This is a genomic window from Kitasatospora sp. NPDC059827 (genome assembly GCF_042731675.1).
Lineage (GTDB): Bacteria > Actinomycetota > Actinomycetes > Streptomycetales > Streptomycetaceae > Kitasatospora.
The window spans coordinates 116,841-132,917 of record NZ_JBHWIV010000012.1 but is presented as its reverse complement, the minus strand read 5'-3'; the positions used below and the strand labels follow the sequence as shown (position 1 = coordinate 132,917).

Below are 16,077 nucleotides of genomic sequence, written 5' to 3'. Positions count from 1 at the left end.
AAGGGCGGACGCTCCTTCTGGGTGTCCTGCTCCCGTTGGTTCTGGTGGTGGGCGCGGTGGGGGGCCTGTACTGGTTGCGGGAGTGGGACCGGCATCCGGCGGCGGACGGTGGACGGCCCGGAGCGTGGATGACGGTGACGGCGGAGCGGGTCACGGAGTTCGCACGGGTGCGGCCGCCGGCGTCGGCGGGTGAGCTGCGGTGGGCGTACCGGCAGGGGTTCCAGGACGACTCGGCGTTCCTGTCCTTCCGGCTGCCGCCGGGAGAGGAGCGGGGGTTCCTGGACGGGCTCGGGATCCCGGTGAGTCCGGACGCCGGGACGGACCTCGGGACCGGCGTGTCGGAGGGGTTCCGTCAGGCCGGGGCGCCGGACCCGAAGGCGGCGGGGGCGTTGCGCCACGGTTCCGTCGTCGCCGGGCCGCTGCCCGGTCACGGCAAGCGCCTCGCGGAGTCGGTCTGGCTGACGGTGGAGGCGGACGGCTCGACGCGGGTGTGGGTGCACGCGGTGGATGCTCCGTGAGGAAATCCCCTGTACCGCGGGGACCCGGGAGGTCGTAGGATCGTCGTGCTGAACGTCCGGAGCCGGGAAGACATCGAGAGGGGGGCCCGCCGTGGAGTTCGTCGCGATGGTGCTGGGCCTGCTCCGGGTGTTGACCGGGCAGTTGGTGACCGAGGGCGGCGGGCTCGCGTCCGTCGCCGCCGTGGCGGCGATGGTCCTGGTGGCCGGGGCGGTCGCGGGGGCCCTCGCCGGGGCGCGGTTGTTGGGGGCACGGGCCCCGGCCGCGGTGCGCAGCGGGGTGCTGCGGCGCCGGGCGTTCCGTACGGCGTTCCTTCCGCAGCGTGATCCGGACGCCCGGGGCAGGCGACGCCCCAGGGCGCCGGGAGCGGCCCCGGCGGCCGCGTAGTCCCGCAGTTCTCCCGTACGGTGCCCGCGTTTCCGCGGCTGCCCGTACCTTCTTCGCGGCCGTCCTCCGCCGATCACTCATGTTCTGAGACCCCGGAGGGCTCGCTTCACCATGTCCGTTCTGTCTGTTCTCGACCCGGCCGTCACCGTCGCCCACGCCGCGGTCGCCACGCTCGCCCACGCCCTGCCGACGGCACTGGCGATCGTCCTGTTCGTGCTCGCCGTGCGGCTCTGCCTGCACCCGCTGGCGCGGGCGGCGGCGCGCGGGGAGAAGGCCCGCTCGAAGCTGGCGCCGAAGGTCGCCGCGCTGAACGCGAAGCACAGGAAGAACCCGGAGAAGGCGCGCGAGGCGCTCGCGGAGCTGTACCGGGAGGAGCAGGTCTCGCCGTTCGCGGGCTGCCTGCCGATGCTGGTGCAGATCCCGTTCTTCTCGGTGATGTACCGGCTCTTCACCACCCCGAACGACCTGCTGGACCACACCCTGTTCGGGGTGCCGCTGGGCCTGCACGTCGGGAACGCGCAGGGCGCCGGGCAGTTCGCGGTGTTCGGCCTGCTGTACGCCGGGCTGGCGGCGGTCGGGTACGTCAACTACCGCCGGGCCCGGCGCGCGGCGGCCGCGCAGACCACCCCGCAGCCGGGGGCGGCGCTGCTGCCGTACCTGTCCTTCGCGTCGGTGGTCTTCGCGATGCTGGTGCCGGTGGCCGCCGCGCTCTACCTGCTCACCACCAGCGTGTGGTCGGCCTCCGAGCGGGCCTGGCTGTACCGGGGCACGGGGCAGGTCCCGGCGACGGCGCTCGCGGTCTAGGTCTGGAGCCGGCGCGTTCGCTCAGAAGTGGCGCAGCAGCTCCGGGAAGGTCGCGAGCTGCAGCGTCGCCGCGTCCGGGCCGAGCTCCTCGTGCTCCAGCACCCAGGTGTGCTCGTGCGGGATGAAGACGGTGCGCAGGCCGGCCCGGCGGGCGGGGGCGATGTCGGACTTGGGCGAGTTGCCGATCATCCAGGTGCGGTCCGGGTCGAGGCCGAGCTCGGCGGTGAGCTGCCGGTAGGTGTCGACGGACTTCTCGGCCACGATGTGGATCCCGCCGAAGTGGTGGTCGATCGTGGACGCCGTCACCTTGGCCTGCTGCTCCTCCTGGTCGCCCTTGGTGAGCAGGAGGAGCCGGTGGCGGCCGGCCAGGGTGGCGAGGGTGTCGGCGACGCCGGCGATCAGTTCGACCCCGCCGCGCCGGGTGAGCGGGGTGAGCAGCTCGTCGATCCGGGCGAGCTCGGCCGCGGTGGGGGTGCGGTCGCCGTTCAGCTGCCGCAGGCAGTCGGCGAGGCTCTGCCGGAAGACGGTCGCGCCGTAGCCGAGGGTGGCCACGTTGGCGGCCTCGATCCGGTCGAACAGGGCCCGGGCGTCGTCGCGGCCCTCCGGGGCGGCGGCCCAGTCCAGGAAGCCGTCGATGACGCGCTCGAAGAGGACGTTGTTCTCCCAGAGGGTGTCGTCGGCGTCGAAGATGAGGATCTGGTCGGTGTGCATCAGGGGTGGGGTCCTTGGGTGAGGGCGGTGTGGTTCAGCCGGGCGGGCGGCGCGGTCGGCCGGGCGGTGTGGTTCAGCCGAGCAGGCGGGCGGCGCGGTCGAGGGTCTCGCGGAAGTTCTCCTCGGTGGTCCGCTGCCGGGCCTCCTCGATGCTCAGCCACTCCAGCGGGGAGGCCGGGTTCTCCGGGCGGGCGTCGTCCGGGCTGTCGGTGGCGAGCAGGAAGCGCAGGTCGGCGTGCTCGTGGGCGGGTTCGACGGGCGAGGCCGGGACGGGCACCACGGCGAGGTGGACGAGGGTGGCGTCGGGCCAGGGGGTGAGGTCGGTGAGGCCGGTCTCCTCCAGGCCCTCGCGCAGGGCGATGTCCAGCGGGAGGGTCTCCCCCGGGTCGCCGTGGCCGCCGACCTGCAGCCAGGCCTGCTGGCGGACGTGCCAGCGCAGCAGCACCCGGCGGGTGGGCGGGTGGACGATCAGCGCGGAGGCGGTGAAGTGCAGCGGGGTGCCGCGGTCCCAGACGTCGGCGGCGTCAGCGGCATCGGCGGCATCGGCGGCATCGGCGGCATCGGCGGCGGCGTCGACCAGGGCGGTCGCCCTGGCGTGGTCGGCGGTCTCGACCGGGCCCTGCGGCCGGTGGCCGGCCAGGAGCCGGGCCAGGTCGGGGCTCTGCGGCTCGGGGCCCTGCGGCTCGGGGCTCTGCGGGGCGGGGCCCTGCGGGGCGGTGTCCGTGGTCACCATGGTGCTGGACTCTCCTCGTTCCGCCCCCGGGGCACATCCGCTCCGCCCCGCGCCGGAGCGCCCCGCACCGGACCGCGTCACGCCGGGCGGCGTCGCGCGGAACGGCGTCAACGGGCTTGCGGGGACGGGCGATCGGGCCCGGGGGCTCCGGTTCCGGTGAACCCGCGAAGCCTAGCCCGGGGGTGTTCGGGCGGCCCACCGGTTTTCCCGGACGCCGGGGGCGTACCGGCTGGTCAGGCGCCCCCTCCGGAGGCCGTAGCCTGTGGTGATCGTTTCGGGACAGGTGGAGGGATGTCGTCATGGTGGCTGCTCCGGCGCTCGCCGAGCTGCGCGAGGTGTGCCAGCCGCAGGCCAAGTTGCAGAGCCGCAACGGTGAGCACTGGGCGGGCCGGCTCTACATGCGGGCGCTCTCGCTGCGGACCACCCGTCAGCTGGTGCGCACCTCGGTCTCGCCGAACACCCTGACCTGGGTGATGGTGGTGTGCGGGGTCGGCGGCGGCGCGGCCCTGCTGATCCCGGGTCTGACCGGCGCGGTGCTCGCGGCGGTGCTGTTCCAGCTGTTCCTGCTGTTCGACTGCGTGGACGGCGAAGTGGCGCGCTGGAAGCGCCAGTTCAGCATGGCCGGGGTGTACGTGGACCGGCTGGGCGCCTACCTGGCGGACGCCGCGCTGATGATCGGCGCGGGTGTACGGGCGGCGCGCGGCGGCTCGGAGCTGTGGGTGTCGGCGGGCCTGGCGGCCGCGCTGGGCGTCGTCCTGCTCAAGGCCTCGACGGACCTGGTGGACGTGGCCCGGGCGCGCAGCGGGCAGGCGCCGGCGGACGAGGAGTCCACCCAGCCGCGTTCCCAGGGCATCGCGACGGCCCGCCGGCTCGCCTCGATCTTCAAGATCCACCGGGTGACGAACGGCATCGAGGCCTCGCTGGTGCTGCTGGCGGCCGCCGCCGTGGACGCCGGACTGCACAACCTGGACGCCACCCGGTGGACGCTCGCCGGGATCACGGTGATCACCTGGGGGATGGTGGTGGCGCACCTCGCGTCGATCCTGTCCTCCTCGCGGCTGCGCTGAGGCCACCCACCCACCCACCCACCCACCCGCGACCGCGGCGGGGCTGCGGTAGGGCTGAGACGCCCCTCCCCCGGCCGGGGGAGGGGCCCGGCGCAAGCCCGCCGCCGGGCGGACGCGGCACCACCGGCCCGCACCGGAGGGTGGGGCCATGACGACGCCGCGGCCGACCACCACCCCCCGCACCACTGCCACTCCCGCTTCCGCTTCCGCCGCTGCGGCCGTTCCCGCCCCGCCACGCTGGGCGGTCCGGGCCGCCCACGCGGCCGCGGTGACCGCGCTGCCGGCCGGGCTGTGGCGGCTCGGGCTGACCCTCGGATGGCACGGCGGATACACCGACGCGGGCTACCACGCGGTGGGTTTCACCGGCTGGGACGCGGTCTGGCCGCTCACCCTGAGCGTGCTCACCGAGGCGCTGGCGCTGCTCACCCTGGGCCTGGTCCGGCCGTGGGGCACGGTGCCGCCGCGCTGGGTCCCGCTCCTCGGCGGGCGGCCGGTGAACCCGCGCCGGGTCGTCCTGGCGGCCTCGCTGGGCGCGGCCGGGCTGACGGTGCTCTGGACGCCGTTCCTCGCCTGGTGGGCGGTGCCGCACCCGAACATGACGCCGCAGGGGCACCTGCTGGTCGGCTTCCTCTACCTGCCCGCGGTCGCCTGGGGCCCGCTGCTGGCGGCGGTCACCGTCTCGTACCACCGCCGGCACCGCGCGGCCGCCGCCTGACTCCTAACCGTGCCAGGCCGGTTCGGCACCGGGCTCATCTCCGGACTGTTCTCCGAACTCTCCTCCGGGCTCATTGCGGGCGAGCGCGGCCAGGACGGTGTCCAGCAGCCCGGGGAAGCGTCGTTCGAGTTCGACCGTCCGCAGCGCGGAGAACCGGCGGTTGGCCTCCTCGCGCTGGCTGATCACACCGGATTCGCGCAGCACCTTGAAGTGGTGGCTGAGCGTGGAGGGCGCGACGTCCACCGGGAAGGTGCCGCAGGCCCGTTCGGGTTCGGAGCGCAGAACCCGGACGATGGTCATCCGGGTGGGGTCGGAGAGCGCGTGGAGGACGTCGTACAGGTCGATCTCCTCGACCGCGGGGTGGACGAGCGCCGGCCGGCGGCGGGTGCTGCGGGGCATCTTCCTACCTCCTCTGATCTGCGATGTTCGACAAACGACGAAACGCGGTGGTACCACTGTGCCACGGCAATTTCGTCGTTCGTCGAACATCGTAGTCGAGGGGGACCGACATGCGCGCACTGGTGATGACCGCACCCGGTGGAGCCGAGAACTCCGAGATCCAGCAGGTCGAGGCACCGCGACCCGGCCCCGGCCAGGTCGCGATCGACGTCGCCTGGGCCGGACTGAACTTCGTGGACGTGATGGCCCGCCGCGGCGACGGCGGCTACACCGCCGAGTGGCCGTACCTGCCGGGCAAGGAGGTCGCCGGTACGGTCCGCGCGCTCGGCGAAGGCGTCACCGGGCTCGCCGTCGGCGACCGGGTCGCGGCCGCGCCCGTCGGCGGCGGACTCGCCGAGGTGGTGCTCGCCGACGCCGTCCTGACCCTCCCCGTCCCGGACGGGCTGGCGCTCAGCGCGGCCGCCGCCGCCCCGCTCGGCCTCGCCACCGCCGTCCTGCTGCTCACCGACGCGGGCCGGCTCGCCGACGGGGACAACGTCCTGGTCCACTCGGCCGGCGGCGGGATCGGCAGCGCCGTCGCCCAGCTCGTCCCGCTGCTCGGCGGCGGGGGCGCCCTGATCGGCACCGTCGGCCGCCCGGAGAAGGCCGCAGCCGCCGTCGAACTCGGCTACCACCACGCCTTCGCCCGCGACGAGAAGCTCGCCGACGCCGTCCGCGCCGCCACCGACGGCCGGGGCGTCGACCTCGTGCTCGACCCGCTCGGCACCGCCGCCCTGGACCTCGACCTCGCCGTCACCGCGCCGGGCGGCCGGATCGTCCTGTTCGGCAACGCGGGCGGCGGCGAGCTCGGCGACCTGCCGCCGCTCGGCCGGCTGATGGGCGGCAACCTCTCCGTCACCGGGTTCAGCCACCGCGGCTACGCCGCCACCGCACCCGAACGCCTCGCCCGGGCCATCCGCACCACCCTCGACCTCCAGGCGCACCGCGGACTCACCGTGCCGCTCACCGAGCTCCCGGACCTGGAGGCCGTACCGGCCGCCCACGACGCGATGCAGGAGCGGCGGGCCACCGGCAAGTACGTGGTGCGGGTGGGCGGTTGACCGTTCGCACCGAGCAGGCAGGTCGATCCGGCCGGGCCCGTCAGACCGTGAGGACCGCTCCCGGATCGGCGTGCCCGACCGGGCCGGCGAACCGGGACGCGGCGCGGGCCACCGCCTCCGCCGGGGTCAGCGCCCGGCCGACGTGGGTGACCACCAGCCGACCGGCCCGGGCCGCTGCGGCGGTCGCGGCGGCCCGCTCGGCGGTGTGGTGCGCGGGGTCATCACCCTCCCCCTCGCACAGCAACAGGTCGCAGTCGGCAGCCAGTTCGGTGAGCGAGGCGCAGGGCGCCGTTGGAGGAATCCGCAGGTGCGGCGGCGGATGCGGGGGCCGAGGCGGTGGCAGAGGCGGAAACAAGGTCGGGCATCGGCCGAGCCTAGGGCCCGCACGGAAAGTGACGAGCCCTTCCAGGTCGACCACCGCCGGGATTCGGTCACGGTGTGGGCCTACGGCCACTGCTTCCACCTCACCGACACGGCGGGCCAGGAGATCGACGCGGCCGACCGGGACTGCGCCGCCCGGGCCGCGCGAGGGGAATAGGCCGGTCCGGTCGGGCAGTTGGGCCCGGCATGACCAAGGTTCTGGTGATCGGCGCGAACGGCAGTGTGGGCAGGCACGTGGTGGCCTCGCTGGTCGAAGGCGGGCACGGGGTAAGGGCGTTGGTGCGGAACCGGGCCGGGTCCGCGCTGCCCGCCGGGGTGGAGGTCGTCGAGGGCGACCTGACGGCGCCGGAGAGCCTGACGGCCGCGCTGGACGGCGGGGTGGACGGCGGAGTGGACGGCGTCTACCTGATGTGGCCCGGGATCCCGGTGCAGCCGCGGGTGGTCGAGCTGATCGCCGAGCACGCCGAGCGCGTCGTCTACCTCTCGACTGACGTACCGGACCTCGCGGACGACGAACCCGCCGTGATCTTCCACCAGGAGATCGAGCGGCTGATCCGCCACTCCGGCCCGGCCTGGACCTTCGTCCGCGCGATCGACTTCGCGGGCAACGCGCTCGGCTGGGCCGACCAGGTCCGCACGGGCGTGGTCCGCTGGCCGTACGGGCGGGCGCGCCGCTCGCTGGTCCACGAGCGCGACATCGCGGACGTGGCCGTCCGGGCGCTCACCGAGGACGGGCACGACGGCAGGAAGTACCTGGTCACCGGCCCCGAGTCGCTCGCCCACGCCGAACTGGTGCGGATCATCGGCGAGGAGCTCGGCACCGAGGTCCGCTGGGAGGAGCTGGCGCCGGAGGCCGCCCGCGAGCAGCTGACGGCGGCCTGGGGCAACGCGGCCTTCGTGGAGTCCCGGCTGCGGGCCTGGGAGTCGTTCACCCGTGAACCGGAACGGGTGACGGACACGGTCGAGCAGGTGCTCGGCCGCCCGGCCCGCAGCTTCCGCTCCTGGGTCCGGGAGCACGCGGACGACTTCCGCTGACGGCGGGCGGCGGGCGGCGGGCGGCGGGCGGCGGGCGGCAGCAGCCAGGCGGACAGACGGACAGACGGGCGGCGAGCCTCAGCCCCGCTCGACCGCCAGCTCGATCTCCCGGTGCGTCGCGTCCCCCGGCACCGGCACGGAGACCCCGGAGCGGCGGAAGCCGGCCCGCAGGTACATCGCCTCGGCCCGGGCGTTGTCCTCGTGGACGAACAGCCGGACCCGCTGGACCCGGGGCTCGGTGAGCGCCCAGGAGCAGTCCTGGGCGGCCCGGATCAACTCGTGCGCCAGACCGGTGCCGCGCGCCTCGGGGCGGACGTAGACCCCGACGACATGGGTCTGCGGGACGGTGATGACGTCGCCGCCGAGGGCGCCGCTCCCGCCGGGCCGCTCGACCAGCACGGTCATGCTGCCGAGCCAGCGGCCGTCCTCGGCCTCCGCGACGAGCTGGTGCACCGCATCACCCTCGGCGGCGCCGGCGGTGCGCTCCTGCCAGAACTCGTCCGGCCTGGCGGCGGCGTTCTCGCAGGTGTCCAGGAAGGCGATGCCCGCGACCGGGTCCTGCAGCGCGGCGAGGCGGAGCTCCTTGACCCGCTCCCACTCCTCGGCCCGTACCCGTCTGATCACTGTGTTCATCGCATGATCGTCAGCGGTGCGGCACCTCCGCGCAACCCCCTTTCCACCTCCGTCCCGAGGAGCGCCCGGCGACCGCGGGCGGCGACCGCGCCCGGCGACCGCGGGCGGCGTCCGCTCCCGTCAGGCGGCCGGCGGCGGGATGACGGGGACGAGGATCACCCTGCTGGTGGCATTCACCGAGCCGACCATGCCGGTGAGCACCATCTGGTACTTCATCGGGTTGTTGCGCGCGTTCCACAGCTGGGTGGCGTTGAACCAGGCGACCTCGCGGGCGGTGGACATGCTGAACGCGCTGACCGCGTGCTTGAGCTGCTCGGCGGGCGCGGTGGCGACCTTGACGAGCTGCAACTCGAACTCGGCCCGGATCTCGGCCTCCACGCTCGCGAGCAGGTCGTTGACCTTCTCGAAGTCCTCGTGCACCGGCGGGTTCTCGGGTGCGGTGCCGCGCTCCTGACAGGTCTCGACGACGGCGAGGGCGAGGTCGTGGTTGATGTGGGCGTTCATCCCGGCCAGCGCGAACTGGATCGGCCAGATGACCCGGTTGCCGCGCACGTCGAACAGCGGCTGCCAGGAACCCTCGACCTGGCGTCCGGCCTTGGCGGCCTCGACGTTCTGGAGGTAGTGCCCGGCGAAGATGACGTCCATCCGCTCCAGGAAGGCGCCGTCCTTGAAGGTGCCCTCGGTGACGTGCTGCTTCACCATCTTGGTGACTTTCAGGTACACCCGGTTGAAGCAGGCGACGCCGTCGCGCGGGTCGAGTTCGCGGTCGATCTGCTCCATGCGGGAGATCACTTCGTCGATGGTGGCCGGGAGTTGGGTGGTCATGGCGAGCCTTCCGTGCGACGGGTCGGTGCGGATGCCGAGCAGCTCCGGATGCCGGATGATTACGGAGCGTGGCGGTGCAGCACGAAAGGTAGTGCACGGATGAAGGGAATCCCCGGAAGCCGCACCCACCTCGCCCCACATCACACGACAGCAGGCAACCCGCAGCGGACGGCAGGCGGCAGGCGGCAGGCGGCGACCCGGTCAGCCGGCCGTGTGCTCGGCGAGGGTGTGGGCGACGAGCGCGTTGGCGTGCCCGTGGCCGAGGCCGTGCTCACCCTTGAGCCAGGCGACGAGCTCCATGTGCTTGGTGAGCGGCGAGCTGCGGATCAGGCCCTGCCACTCCTCGACCGGGCGGCCGTACTTCTTCTCGATCGCGGGGAAGTAGCTGGCGGGGCCTTTGACGGGGGTGGTCATCGCGGGGGTGTCCTGTTCTCTACTCGACTGGCAGGTAGCTCTTCTGAGGTGACGTCACTGCTCACACGCTAGCGGTCGGCACCGACAAGGGCGCCGGCCCGCAGGATCGCCGCGGTGAGGGCGAGGAGGCCGAGACCGGCGCCGAGGGTGAAGGCGATGACGGTGGCGCCGGAGCCCGCGAAACCGGCCAGGACACCGACCGGGACGATGCGGAGGGCGAGGGCCCAGCCGCGCTCGCCGCGCGCGGCGAAGTGCCGGGCCAGGGCGAGGAAGGCGAGGCAGAGCGCCAGGTAGCCGAGGGTACCGCTGAGCAGGTGGACGGTGCCGTGGCCGCTCAGCTCACCGGGGCCGTCCGGCGTTCCGGCCGGGAAGCCCGCGCCGGGGTCGGCCTTGAAGACCCCGGCGAGGAGGAAGGAGGCCCCGAAGGCGGCGATCAGCCTCGGGGCCCAAGTGCCGCCGGGGGTACCGCCGATGGTGCGGCGGAGGCCGACCGCACCGGCGGCCAGCAGCAGGCCGGTGAGCAGGAAGCTCGCGACCTGGATCCAGCCGAGGTCGCCGAGGCCGAGCTGGCTGATGGCGTTGCGGGAGAAGTCGAAGCCCTGGCGGGTGAGGCCCTGGGCCACTCCGAGGCCGAGGAACAGCGGCCCGGCCAGGGCACCGCCGACCAGCAGGGCACGTTGGCCGGTGAACGTGGTGGCAGAGGTGGAAGCAGTGTCGATCGCCTGCTGAGCCATGGAAATCCCCCCAAGGACGTAAGGCTGCCAGAACTGGACTGTCCAGTACTGCGGAACTGGACGGTACGGTACTGGAGCAGGAACTGGACTGTCCAGTACTGTTCCGCCCAGAACGAGAAGCCCACGAGAAAGAAGGGAGACAGGAGTTGGAAGCGAACGAGCCCGGCAACCGGTCGGCCCGCAAGCACCAGGCGATCATGGAAGCCGCGACCACGGTCTTCATGGCCAAGGGCTACGCAGGCACGAGCATGGACGACATCGCCAAGCTCGCGGCCGTGTCGAAGCAGACGGTGTACAAGCACTTCGCCGACAAGGAGAAGCTGTTCGCCGAGATCGTGCTCGCCACGACCGACCGGATCGAGGCGATGATCGACCTGGTGTCCGACATCCCGGCCGACCCGGCCGACCTGGAGGAGAACCTGGGCACCCTCGCCCGGCAGTTCCTCACCACCCTGACCCGGCCGCAGGTGCTCCAGCTGCGCCGGCTGATCATCGCCAACGCCGACAACTTCCCGGAACTGGGCGCCACCTGGTACGAGCAGGGCTTCGAGCGGGTGCTCGCCACCCTCGCCGACACCTTCCGGCGACTCGCCGACCAAGGCGCGCTCAAGGTGGACGACGCACTGCTCGCGGCGAACCACTTCTCGGGACTGCTGCTCTGGATCCCGGTGAACAAGGCGATGTTCCACGGCAGTCCGCAGCACACGGACGCCGAGCTTGAGCGCTACGCCGAAGCCGGCGTCCGGGCGTTCCTCGCCGCCTACCGCTGAACCGCGCCGGACCGGGCCGGACCGGGAGCGCAGTGATCCAGTTCACAGGGAGGGGATGCATAGCGGGCGGGGGCCAGTGCCTTTCCCCAGGTACAGGCGTTCGGAGATCGGAAGGGCGGTGCTGGATGAGGCATTCGCGAGCGGATGGTTTCGATGAGTTCGTCGCGGCCCGCTGGTCCGCGCTGTTCCACCTCGCGCGCCTGCTCACCGGCGGAGACCGACACCGGGCCGAGGACCTGCTCCAGGAGGGACTGATCAAGCTGTGGTCCGCCTGGCCGAAGGTCGCCGCCCAGGCCCCCGAGGCGTACCTGCGTCAGGTCCCGCCGTCGCACCCGGGGGCCCTCATGGCCGGCGGCTCCCTGCTGCTGATCGCGGGGTCGGCGTGGGACTGCCCGCCGCCTTCGCCCAGGACCACGGCCCCGGCGTCCACCCCGACCGCAACCCCCACGCCCGCCCCGACGGGGACCCCGACGTACTCCCCGACCGCCACCCCGACGGCCATCCCGACGGCCATCCCGACGGCCATCCCGACGGCCATCCCGACGGCCACCCCAACCTACCTCCAGGGCCGCTAGGGAAGGGTCGGCCCGGAGCCACGGGTGCCCCGCCCTCCGCAGTGGAGGGCGGGGCACCTCGGGCCCAGGCCCTAGAAGTTCGGCTTGAGGAAGCTACCGAAGGTGTAGGAACCGACGTTCAGCCAGCGCGTCGCGTCCAGCACGGCGGGGGCCGCAGAGCTGTTCTTGAGCTGGATCTTCGAGTCCAGGAAGTAGTAGTCCATGCCCTGGGTCAGGCAGTCGGTCCAGACGTAGGTTCCGGCGGCGAGCTTGACGGTGCTGCTCACCATCGGGGCCATGTCGACGAAACCCCAACCGTAGGAGCCCGCCGCCAGGTTGAGGGTCCGGGACGTACAGATCGAACCCAGGTGGCCGGTGTCGTTGACGACCACGGTCTTCGTGTCGTACAGCGTGGCGCCGGTCGCGGAAGCGGACGTCGCGGTGCCGAGGACGCCCGCGGCGGCCACGGCCACGGCCGCGGCGGCAATCTTCTTGGTGAACATGAGAAGTCTCCCCGTGTCGATGAAGGTGCTGTCGAACTCGCATTGTTCGCACTGGAGTTCGCGCGGTCGCAGACTCTTTCAACGACATGATGGAACGTCAAGTCCCATGTGCAGCAAGGATGTCGATGCGCCACTTTGGTCGCAGGAGTGTTTACGGATCTTGCGCGCGAGGGCGGTACGGGTGGGGGTGTGCGTAGGAAGTCGACCGGGCCGACTTCCTACGTACGGGCCGGAATCGGCTACTGAGAGCGGGCACCACCGGACGGGGGTCGAACGTCGGTCGGTTTGCGCCAAAAGCGGGTGGAGCGGGTTTCGCAGAGCGCGCCGACGAGAGCGGCCAGGAGGTTGATGATCAGGAGCCCGAGCATCGGTGGGGGCCGCCGTCACGGCTGCGCTTGTACTCGCGGAGGAGCGCGAGGAGGTTGATCAGGGTGCTCGCCGGAACGTTGCCGAAGTTCACGAGCCGGCGACCGGCCAGGTTGGTCTCGCCCGGGTGGACGGAGGGCCAGAGGATGCCGAACTCGCGGCCCTCGGTGCGGAGTTCGATGAGGAGTTCGGTGAGTTGGGGGCCGGTGAGGTGGAGCAGGGCCGGGTCGGCGGGGTGGATCGGGTGGTGGGCGCTCACGCGACACCGTCCAGCTCGAACCAGGTCGTCTTGCCGAGCTTCCGGGGGTCGACACCCCAGCGGTGGGTGAGGCCCTCGACCAACCGGAGGCCCCGGCCGGACTCGGAGTAGGGGTCGAAGGGGCGCTGCTCGGGGAGGGCGGAGGAGCGGTCGGAGACCCCGACCCGGAGGGTGTTGCCGCGAAGGAGGATGACGACCACCGGGGCGGGGGTGTTCGCGTGGCGCCAGGAGTTGACGATCAGTTCGACCATGGCGAGCTGGGCGTCGGAGATGAGGGCCGGGGGCCAGTCCAGGCTGGTCAGGGCCTCGTGGAGGGCGTCGCGGGAGACCGCGAGGGAGGGGAAGGGGGAGTTGAGGAGGTTGCGCACAGGGATCTCCCAGAGGGGAACGGGTGAGATCGACGGATGCGTCGCCGTGAACGAGCCCACTGGACATGGGTGTTCTTCGGAGCCCGAGCGGCGTTACTGACGATCCGTTCGGTAATCGGTGCATCACAGACTGTAGGGCATCAGCACTCACATGTGCCACCAGATCCGGAAACATGGCCCACCTGTAGTCGCTGGACTGATCACGAGTCGGCGTAGATGCTTGGGCCATGCCACCACGGACCACCCCAACAGCCCGGCAGGAACGGTTGGGCATCGAGCTGCGGAAGATGCGCGACAGCGCCAGCCAAACAACCGCTCAGGCCGCCGCCGTCTTCGGCCTGGACCGGACGAAGATCACTCAGGTCGAGAAGGGGCACTACCCCATCACGGCTGAGCGAGTTCGGACGCTCGCCGACGCGTTCGGCGAGACCGACACCGCATACATCGATGCCCTTGCAGCCATGGCCGAGGACCGACGCAAGGGCTGGTGGGACGAATACCGGGGCTTCGTGCCGCAGGGCTTTCTCGACATCTGCGAATTCGAGCACCACGCAGAGGGCATGTACTCCTACCAGATCTGCCATCCGCCAGGGCCCATGCAATCGGAGCAGTACAGTCGCGCGATCTTCCAGGACAACCAGGTCCGGCTGACTCCGCGGGTAGTGGAAACGCGCGTCGAGCAGCGTATGCGGCGTTCCGAGATGCTGATGGCGAAAGGCACCCATCCCTACACGGCGATCGTCCACGAGGCGGCTCTCCGCATGCAGTTCGGCGGTCGCGATGTGGCACGGGAACAGCTGGACTGGATGCTGGAGTTGTCTCAGCTGCCACATGTCACGCTTCGAGTGATCAGCTTTGCCGCTGGAGGCTTCAAAGGGCCCGGTCAGGCCATCAACTACGCGAACGGGCCCGTTCCCCGGCTCGACACCGTGAGCTACGACTCCATGGAGGGTCCGATCTTCCTCCACCTGACCGAGCACTTGGAGGAGTACCGCTCGGTCGTCGAGCAGATGACTGACAGGTCTCTCTCGGTCGAAGGCTCCCGCGATCTGATCGCGAAGATCAAGAAGGAGATATAACCGATGGAGAACCGCTCCTGGATTCGGCCCAGTGCATGCTCCAACGCGAGCAACTGCCCAGAAGTAGCCGTCACCCCCGACGCCGTCTACGTCCGCAGCAGCCTGCTCCCCGACGCCATCGCCCAGCTCACTCCGACCGAGTGGCGCGACCTCGTCGCCGCCATCCGCGACGGGGAGTTCGACGCCTGACCCCCGACCCAACCGGACCGCCCGGGCCCGTTTTGGATCATGCACTCTGAGCTGCTAACGTTCTTCTCGTCGCAAGGAACACAGTTCCTCGCCAGGCGTCAGTGGTACTACCAGAGTACGTCCTACTTTCAGTAGGAAGAGTCCGTGCAATCCGGGCCTGGCGCTCCACAGTCGGACGGCCCGGCACCTCTCACAGGTGCCGGGCCGTTCGCGTTCCCCGCCAACAATCACCAGCCGCTGCCCGATTCGGATCATGGGCGTTGAGCTGCTAATGTTCATCTCGTCGCGAGGGACATGAAACCTCGTCAGGCGTCAGTGGTACTACCAGAGTACGTCCTACTTTCAGTAGGAAGAGTCCGTGCAATCCGGGCCTGGCGCTCCACAGTCGAACGGCCCGGCACCTCTCACAGGTGCCGGGCCGTTCGCGTTCCGGCAAGAACCACCTCCTGCCCTGGACCATCCCCCGACCCGTCCAGCAGACTGCCCACCATGGCCGCACACCGATTCGTGTTCCTCGACCCGGACGGCACAGCAGGCCGCTGGCTGTACGTGGTCGTCACCGCCCCCACCGGCGTCCACTACCAACAGCAGTACGGCGGCACCTCCTGCCACCAAGGCGAACTACAGGGCTTCCTCGTCCCGGTGACCGGCCCCGACGGCCTCGCCGCACTCCGCGAACTGTTCGAGCGGGACTTCCGCGGCGCCGGAACCCAGCACCACACCTGGTCCGACGGCGAACTCGACCGACTCCGGGACGCCCTGCGCGGCATCACCTACTGGGCCTGCGACGGGGACACCGAGGAACCGCACGAACTGCGGCTCGACGAGGACCGGTTGGCCGAGACCGACGAGGCCTGGGTGCCCGTGCTCACCCCGGACGGCCCCGGCGTCCTGGTCTGGCCCAACTCGGACTGAGGACGGGCCGGACCTGGGCCCGCCGGACTAGGACCGGCGCCCGATGGCACCCGCCCCCGGGATCCCTAGGCTCGCTACTGTCCCCGCCCCCTCCCCCCACCCGCCCAGGAGCCAGAACCGTGCCGGCCGACGCCACCGCCCACATCCGCATCGCCCGCCCCTCCCGCGACCTCGCCGCCGCCGAGCACTTCTGGGCCGCCGGCCTCGGCCTGGACGTCCTGTACCGGCACACCACCGACGGCACCCCCGGCGAGCACTCGCTCCTCATGGTCGGCTGGCCCGGCGCCGCCTGGCACCTGGAACTCGTCCACGACCCCGCCGCCCCCGTCGAACCGCGGCCGACCGCCGACGACCTGCTGGTCGTCTACCTCGGCCGACCGGTCGACGAGGAACTGATCGAGCGGCTCGAACAGCACGGCGGCAAGCGCGTCCCCGCGCACAACCCGTACTGGGACGCCTGGGGCGTCACCGTCCAGGACCCGGACGGCTACCTCCTGGTGCTCTCCACCCGCTCCTGGTCCAACGCGTAGCCACCGCACCGGCCCCACCCGGCGAGCCCACCCACCACGCGGGCTCGGAGCCCGACCGGGATTCGGGAGTGTCGTACCGGAACGGCACAA

The 16,077-nt window shown here is 71.8% G+C and carries 24 protein-coding genes; 13 read left to right on the top strand and 11 right to left on the bottom strand.

Annotated elements, in window-relative coordinates; all coding sequences use genetic code 11:
* Positions 1-128 precede the first annotated feature (128 nt).
* The 3 genes from ACFV8H_RS10845 to ACFV8H_RS10835 all read left to right on the top strand — a co-directional run bounded on the left by ACFV8H_RS10845 (position 129) and on the right by ACFV8H_RS10835 (position 1,707).
* Positions 129-518, top strand: a complete 390-nt coding sequence (locus ACFV8H_RS10845; protein ID WP_380398389.1) for a hypothetical protein — start codon at positions 129-131, stop codon at positions 516-518.
* Between the two features lie 91 nt (positions 519-609).
* On the top strand, positions 610-903 hold the full coding sequence (locus ACFV8H_RS10840) for a DUF6412 domain-containing protein (protein WP_380398388.1): 294 nt from the start codon (positions 610-612) through the stop codon (positions 901-903).
* Positions 904-1,014: 111 nt separating this feature from the next.
* Positions 1,015-1,707, top strand: a complete 693-nt coding sequence (locus ACFV8H_RS10835) for a YidC/Oxa1 family membrane protein insertase (protein WP_380398387.1) — start codon at positions 1,015-1,017, stop codon at positions 1,705-1,707.
* Positions 1,708-1,728: 21 nt separating this feature from the next.
* Here the strand turns inward: ACFV8H_RS10835 and ACFV8H_RS10830 are convergent, their stop codons facing one another.
* Complete coding sequence (locus tag ACFV8H_RS10830; RefSeq protein ID WP_380398385.1) at positions 1,729-2,418, bottom strand: HAD family hydrolase; 690 nt, start codon at positions 2,416-2,418, stop codon at positions 1,729-1,731.
* A 73-nt stretch (positions 2,419-2,491) separates the two neighbouring features.
* The gene (locus ACFV8H_RS10825; RefSeq protein ID WP_380398383.1) at positions 2,492-3,151 is read right to left on the bottom strand and encodes an NUDIX hydrolase; all 660 of its coding nucleotides are present in this window, start codon (positions 3,149-3,151) and stop codon (positions 2,492-2,494) included.
* 299 nt (positions 3,152-3,450) lie between these two features.
* Here ACFV8H_RS10825 and ACFV8H_RS10820 point away from each other — a divergent pair, with 299 nt between their 5' ends.
* The gene (locus ACFV8H_RS10820; RefSeq protein ID WP_375883244.1) at positions 3,451-4,218 is read left to right on the top strand and encodes a CDP-alcohol phosphatidyltransferase family protein; all 768 of its coding nucleotides are present in this window, start codon (positions 3,451-3,453) and stop codon (positions 4,216-4,218) included.
* A gap of 148 nt (positions 4,219-4,366) precedes the next feature.
* On the top strand, positions 4,367-4,933 hold the full coding sequence (locus ACFV8H_RS10815; RefSeq protein WP_380398381.1) for a hypothetical protein: 567 nt from the start codon (positions 4,367-4,369) through the stop codon (positions 4,931-4,933).
* 3 nt (positions 4,934-4,936) lie between these two features.
* Here ACFV8H_RS10815 and ACFV8H_RS10810 read toward each other — a convergent pair whose 3' ends face one another.
* Positions 4,937-5,332, bottom strand: coding sequence for an ArsR/SmtB family transcription factor (locus tag ACFV8H_RS10810; RefSeq protein WP_380398379.1), 396 nt, complete (start codon positions 5,330-5,332; stop codon positions 4,937-4,939).
* A 110-nt stretch (positions 5,333-5,442) separates the two neighbouring features.
* Between ACFV8H_RS10810 and ACFV8H_RS10805 the strand changes: the two genes are divergently transcribed.
* A complete protein-coding gene (locus ACFV8H_RS10805) occupies positions 5,443-6,432 on the top strand; it encodes a zinc-binding alcohol dehydrogenase family protein (RefSeq protein ID WP_380398377.1) in 990 nt (329 codons plus the stop codon).
* 40 nt (positions 6,433-6,472) lie between these two features.
* Here ACFV8H_RS10805 and ACFV8H_RS10800 read toward each other — a convergent pair whose 3' ends face one another.
* Positions 6,473-6,676: a hypothetical protein gene (locus ACFV8H_RS10800; RefSeq protein WP_380398375.1), complete on the bottom strand. Its 204-nt coding sequence runs from the start codon at positions 6,674-6,676 to the stop codon at positions 6,473-6,475.
* Positions 6,677-6,999: 323 nt separating this feature from the next.
* Here ACFV8H_RS10800 and ACFV8H_RS10795 point away from each other — a divergent pair, with 323 nt between their 5' ends.
* A complete protein-coding gene (locus ACFV8H_RS10795; RefSeq protein WP_380398374.1) occupies positions 7,000-7,848 on the top strand; it encodes an NmrA family NAD(P)-binding protein in 849 nt (282 codons plus the stop codon).
* Positions 7,849-7,926: 78 nt separating this feature from the next.
* On the opposite strand, the gene ACFV8H_RS10790 is transcribed toward ACFV8H_RS10795, so the two are convergent.
* The 4 genes from ACFV8H_RS10790 to ACFV8H_RS10775 form a co-directional block, all read right to left on the bottom strand.
* Positions 7,927-8,481: a GNAT family N-acetyltransferase gene (locus tag ACFV8H_RS10790; protein ID WP_380398372.1), complete on the bottom strand. Its 555-nt coding sequence runs from the start codon at positions 8,479-8,481 to the stop codon at positions 7,927-7,929.
* A gap of 120 nt (positions 8,482-8,601) precedes the next feature.
* Positions 8,602-9,306: a DUF5995 family protein gene (locus tag ACFV8H_RS10785; RefSeq protein ID WP_380398370.1), complete on the bottom strand. Its 705-nt coding sequence runs from the start codon at positions 9,304-9,306 to the stop codon at positions 8,602-8,604.
* Between the two features lie 201 nt (positions 9,307-9,507).
* A complete protein-coding gene (locus tag ACFV8H_RS10780) occupies positions 9,508-9,720 on the bottom strand; it encodes a DUF4287 domain-containing protein (protein ID WP_380398368.1) in 213 nt (70 codons plus the stop codon).
* A gap of 68 nt (positions 9,721-9,788) precedes the next feature.
* Entirely contained in the window at positions 9,789-10,454 is a 666-nt protein-coding gene (locus ACFV8H_RS10775; RefSeq protein ID WP_380398366.1) for a DUF998 domain-containing protein, read from the bottom strand.
* A 146-nt stretch (positions 10,455-10,600) separates the two neighbouring features.
* Between ACFV8H_RS10775 and ACFV8H_RS10770 the strand changes: the two genes are divergently transcribed.
* The gene (locus ACFV8H_RS10770; RefSeq protein ID WP_380398364.1) at positions 10,601-11,224 is read left to right on the top strand and encodes a TetR/AcrR family transcriptional regulator; all 624 of its coding nucleotides are present in this window, start codon (positions 10,601-10,603) and stop codon (positions 11,222-11,224) included.
* Between the two features lie 125 nt (positions 11,225-11,349).
* Complete coding sequence (locus tag ACFV8H_RS10765; protein WP_380398362.1) at positions 11,350-11,799, top strand: RNA polymerase sigma factor; 450 nt, start codon at positions 11,350-11,352, stop codon at positions 11,797-11,799.
* 71 nt (positions 11,800-11,870) lie between these two features.
* Here the strand turns inward: ACFV8H_RS10765 and ACFV8H_RS10760 are convergent, their stop codons facing one another.
* The 3 genes from ACFV8H_RS10760 to ACFV8H_RS10750 form a co-directional block, all read right to left on the bottom strand.
* Positions 11,871-12,281, bottom strand: a complete 411-nt coding sequence (locus ACFV8H_RS10760) for a hypothetical protein (protein WP_380398360.1) — start codon at positions 12,279-12,281, stop codon at positions 11,871-11,873.
* Between the two features lie 352 nt (positions 12,282-12,633).
* Complete coding sequence (locus ACFV8H_RS10755; protein WP_380398358.1) at positions 12,634-12,906, bottom strand: hypothetical protein; 273 nt, start codon at positions 12,904-12,906, stop codon at positions 12,634-12,636.
* Positions 12,903-13,274, bottom strand: a complete 372-nt coding sequence (locus ACFV8H_RS10750) for an ATP-binding protein (RefSeq protein WP_380398356.1) — start codon at positions 13,272-13,274, stop codon at positions 12,903-12,905. The genes ACFV8H_RS10755 and ACFV8H_RS10750 overlap by 4 nt, the downstream gene beginning before the upstream one ends.
* Positions 13,275-13,540: 266 nt before the next feature.
* Between ACFV8H_RS10750 and ACFV8H_RS10745 the strand changes: the two genes are divergently transcribed.
* The 4 genes from ACFV8H_RS10745 (at position 13,541) to ACFV8H_RS10730 (ending at position 15,987) form a co-directional block, all read left to right on the top strand.
* Positions 13,541-14,353: a DUF5753 domain-containing protein gene (locus ACFV8H_RS10745; protein WP_380398354.1), complete on the top strand. Its 813-nt coding sequence runs from the start codon at positions 13,541-13,543 to the stop codon at positions 14,351-14,353.
* 3 nt (positions 14,354-14,356) lie between these two features.
* On the top strand, positions 14,357-14,542 hold the full coding sequence (locus ACFV8H_RS10740) for a DUF397 domain-containing protein (protein WP_380398352.1): 186 nt from the start codon (positions 14,357-14,359) through the stop codon (positions 14,540-14,542).
* A 489-nt stretch (positions 14,543-15,031) separates the two neighbouring features.
* Complete coding sequence (locus tag ACFV8H_RS10735) at positions 15,032-15,457, top strand: DUF6210 family protein (RefSeq protein ID WP_380398350.1); 426 nt, start codon at positions 15,032-15,034, stop codon at positions 15,455-15,457.
* 119 nt (positions 15,458-15,576) lie between these two features.
* On the top strand, positions 15,577-15,987 hold the full coding sequence (locus ACFV8H_RS10730; protein ID WP_380398348.1) for a VOC family protein: 411 nt from the start codon (positions 15,577-15,579) through the stop codon (positions 15,985-15,987).
* Positions 15,988-16,077 lie beyond the last annotated feature (90 nt).

What these genes read in the sequence shown, in the direction of transcription:
- ACFV8H_RS10735 (WP_380398350.1), top strand. Translation starts at nt 15,032, where the DNA reads ATGGCCGCACACCGATTCGTGTTCCTCGACCCGGACGGCACAGCAGGC.
- ACFV8H_RS10805 (WP_380398377.1), top strand. Translation starts at nt 5,443, where the DNA reads ATGCGCGCACTGGTGATGACCGCACCCGGTGGAGCCGAGAACTCCGAG.
- ACFV8H_RS10740 (WP_380398352.1), top strand. Translation starts at nt 14,357, where the DNA reads ATGGAGAACCGCTCCTGGATTCGGCCCAGTGCATGCTCCAACGCGAGC.
- ACFV8H_RS10815 (WP_380398381.1), top strand. Translation starts at nt 4,367, where the DNA reads ATGACGACGCCGCGGCCGACCACCACCCCCCGCACCACTGCCACTCCC.
- ACFV8H_RS10845 (WP_380398389.1), top strand. Translation starts at nt 129, where the DNA reads ATGACGGTGACGGCGGAGCGGGTCACGGAGTTCGCACGGGTGCGGCCG.
- ACFV8H_RS10820 (WP_375883244.1), top strand. Translation starts at nt 3,451, where the DNA reads ATGGTGGCTGCTCCGGCGCTCGCCGAGCTGCGCGAGGTGTGCCAGCCG.
- ACFV8H_RS10810 (WP_380398379.1), bottom strand. Translation starts at nt 5,332, where the DNA reads ATGCCCCGCAGCACCCGCCGCCGGCCGGCGCTCGTCCACCCCGCGGTC.
- ACFV8H_RS10780 (WP_380398368.1), bottom strand. Translation starts at nt 9,720, where the DNA reads ATGACCACCCCCGTCAAAGGCCCCGCCAGCTACTTCCCCGCGATCGAG.
- ACFV8H_RS10830 (WP_380398385.1), bottom strand. Translation starts at nt 2,418, where the DNA reads ATGCACACCGACCAGATCCTCATCTTCGACGCCGACGACACCCTCTGG.
- ACFV8H_RS10795 (WP_380398374.1), top strand. Translation starts at nt 7,000, where the DNA reads ATGACCAAGGTTCTGGTGATCGGCGCGAACGGCAGTGTGGGCAGGCAC.
- ACFV8H_RS10825 (WP_380398383.1), bottom strand. Translation starts at nt 3,151, where the DNA reads ATGGTGACCACGGACACCGCCCCGCAGGGCCCCGCCCCGCAGAGCCCC.
- ACFV8H_RS10760 (WP_380398360.1), bottom strand. Translation starts at nt 12,281, where the DNA reads ATGTTCACCAAGAAGATTGCCGCCGCGGCCGTGGCCGTGGCCGCCGCG.
- ACFV8H_RS10785 (WP_380398370.1), bottom strand. Translation starts at nt 9,306, where the DNA reads ATGACCACCCAACTCCCGGCCACCATCGACGAAGTGATCTCCCGCATG.
- ACFV8H_RS10775 (WP_380398366.1), bottom strand. Translation starts at nt 10,454, where the DNA reads ATGGCTCAGCAGGCGATCGACACTGCTTCCACCTCTGCCACCACGTTC.
- ACFV8H_RS10790 (WP_380398372.1), bottom strand. Translation starts at nt 8,481, where the DNA reads ATGAACACAGTGATCAGACGGGTACGGGCCGAGGAGTGGGAGCGGGTC.
- ACFV8H_RS10835 (WP_380398387.1), top strand. Translation starts at nt 1,015, where the DNA reads ATGTCCGTTCTGTCTGTTCTCGACCCGGCCGTCACCGTCGCCCACGCC.
- ACFV8H_RS10765 (WP_380398362.1), top strand. Translation starts at nt 11,350, where the DNA reads ATGAGGCATTCGCGAGCGGATGGTTTCGATGAGTTCGTCGCGGCCCGC.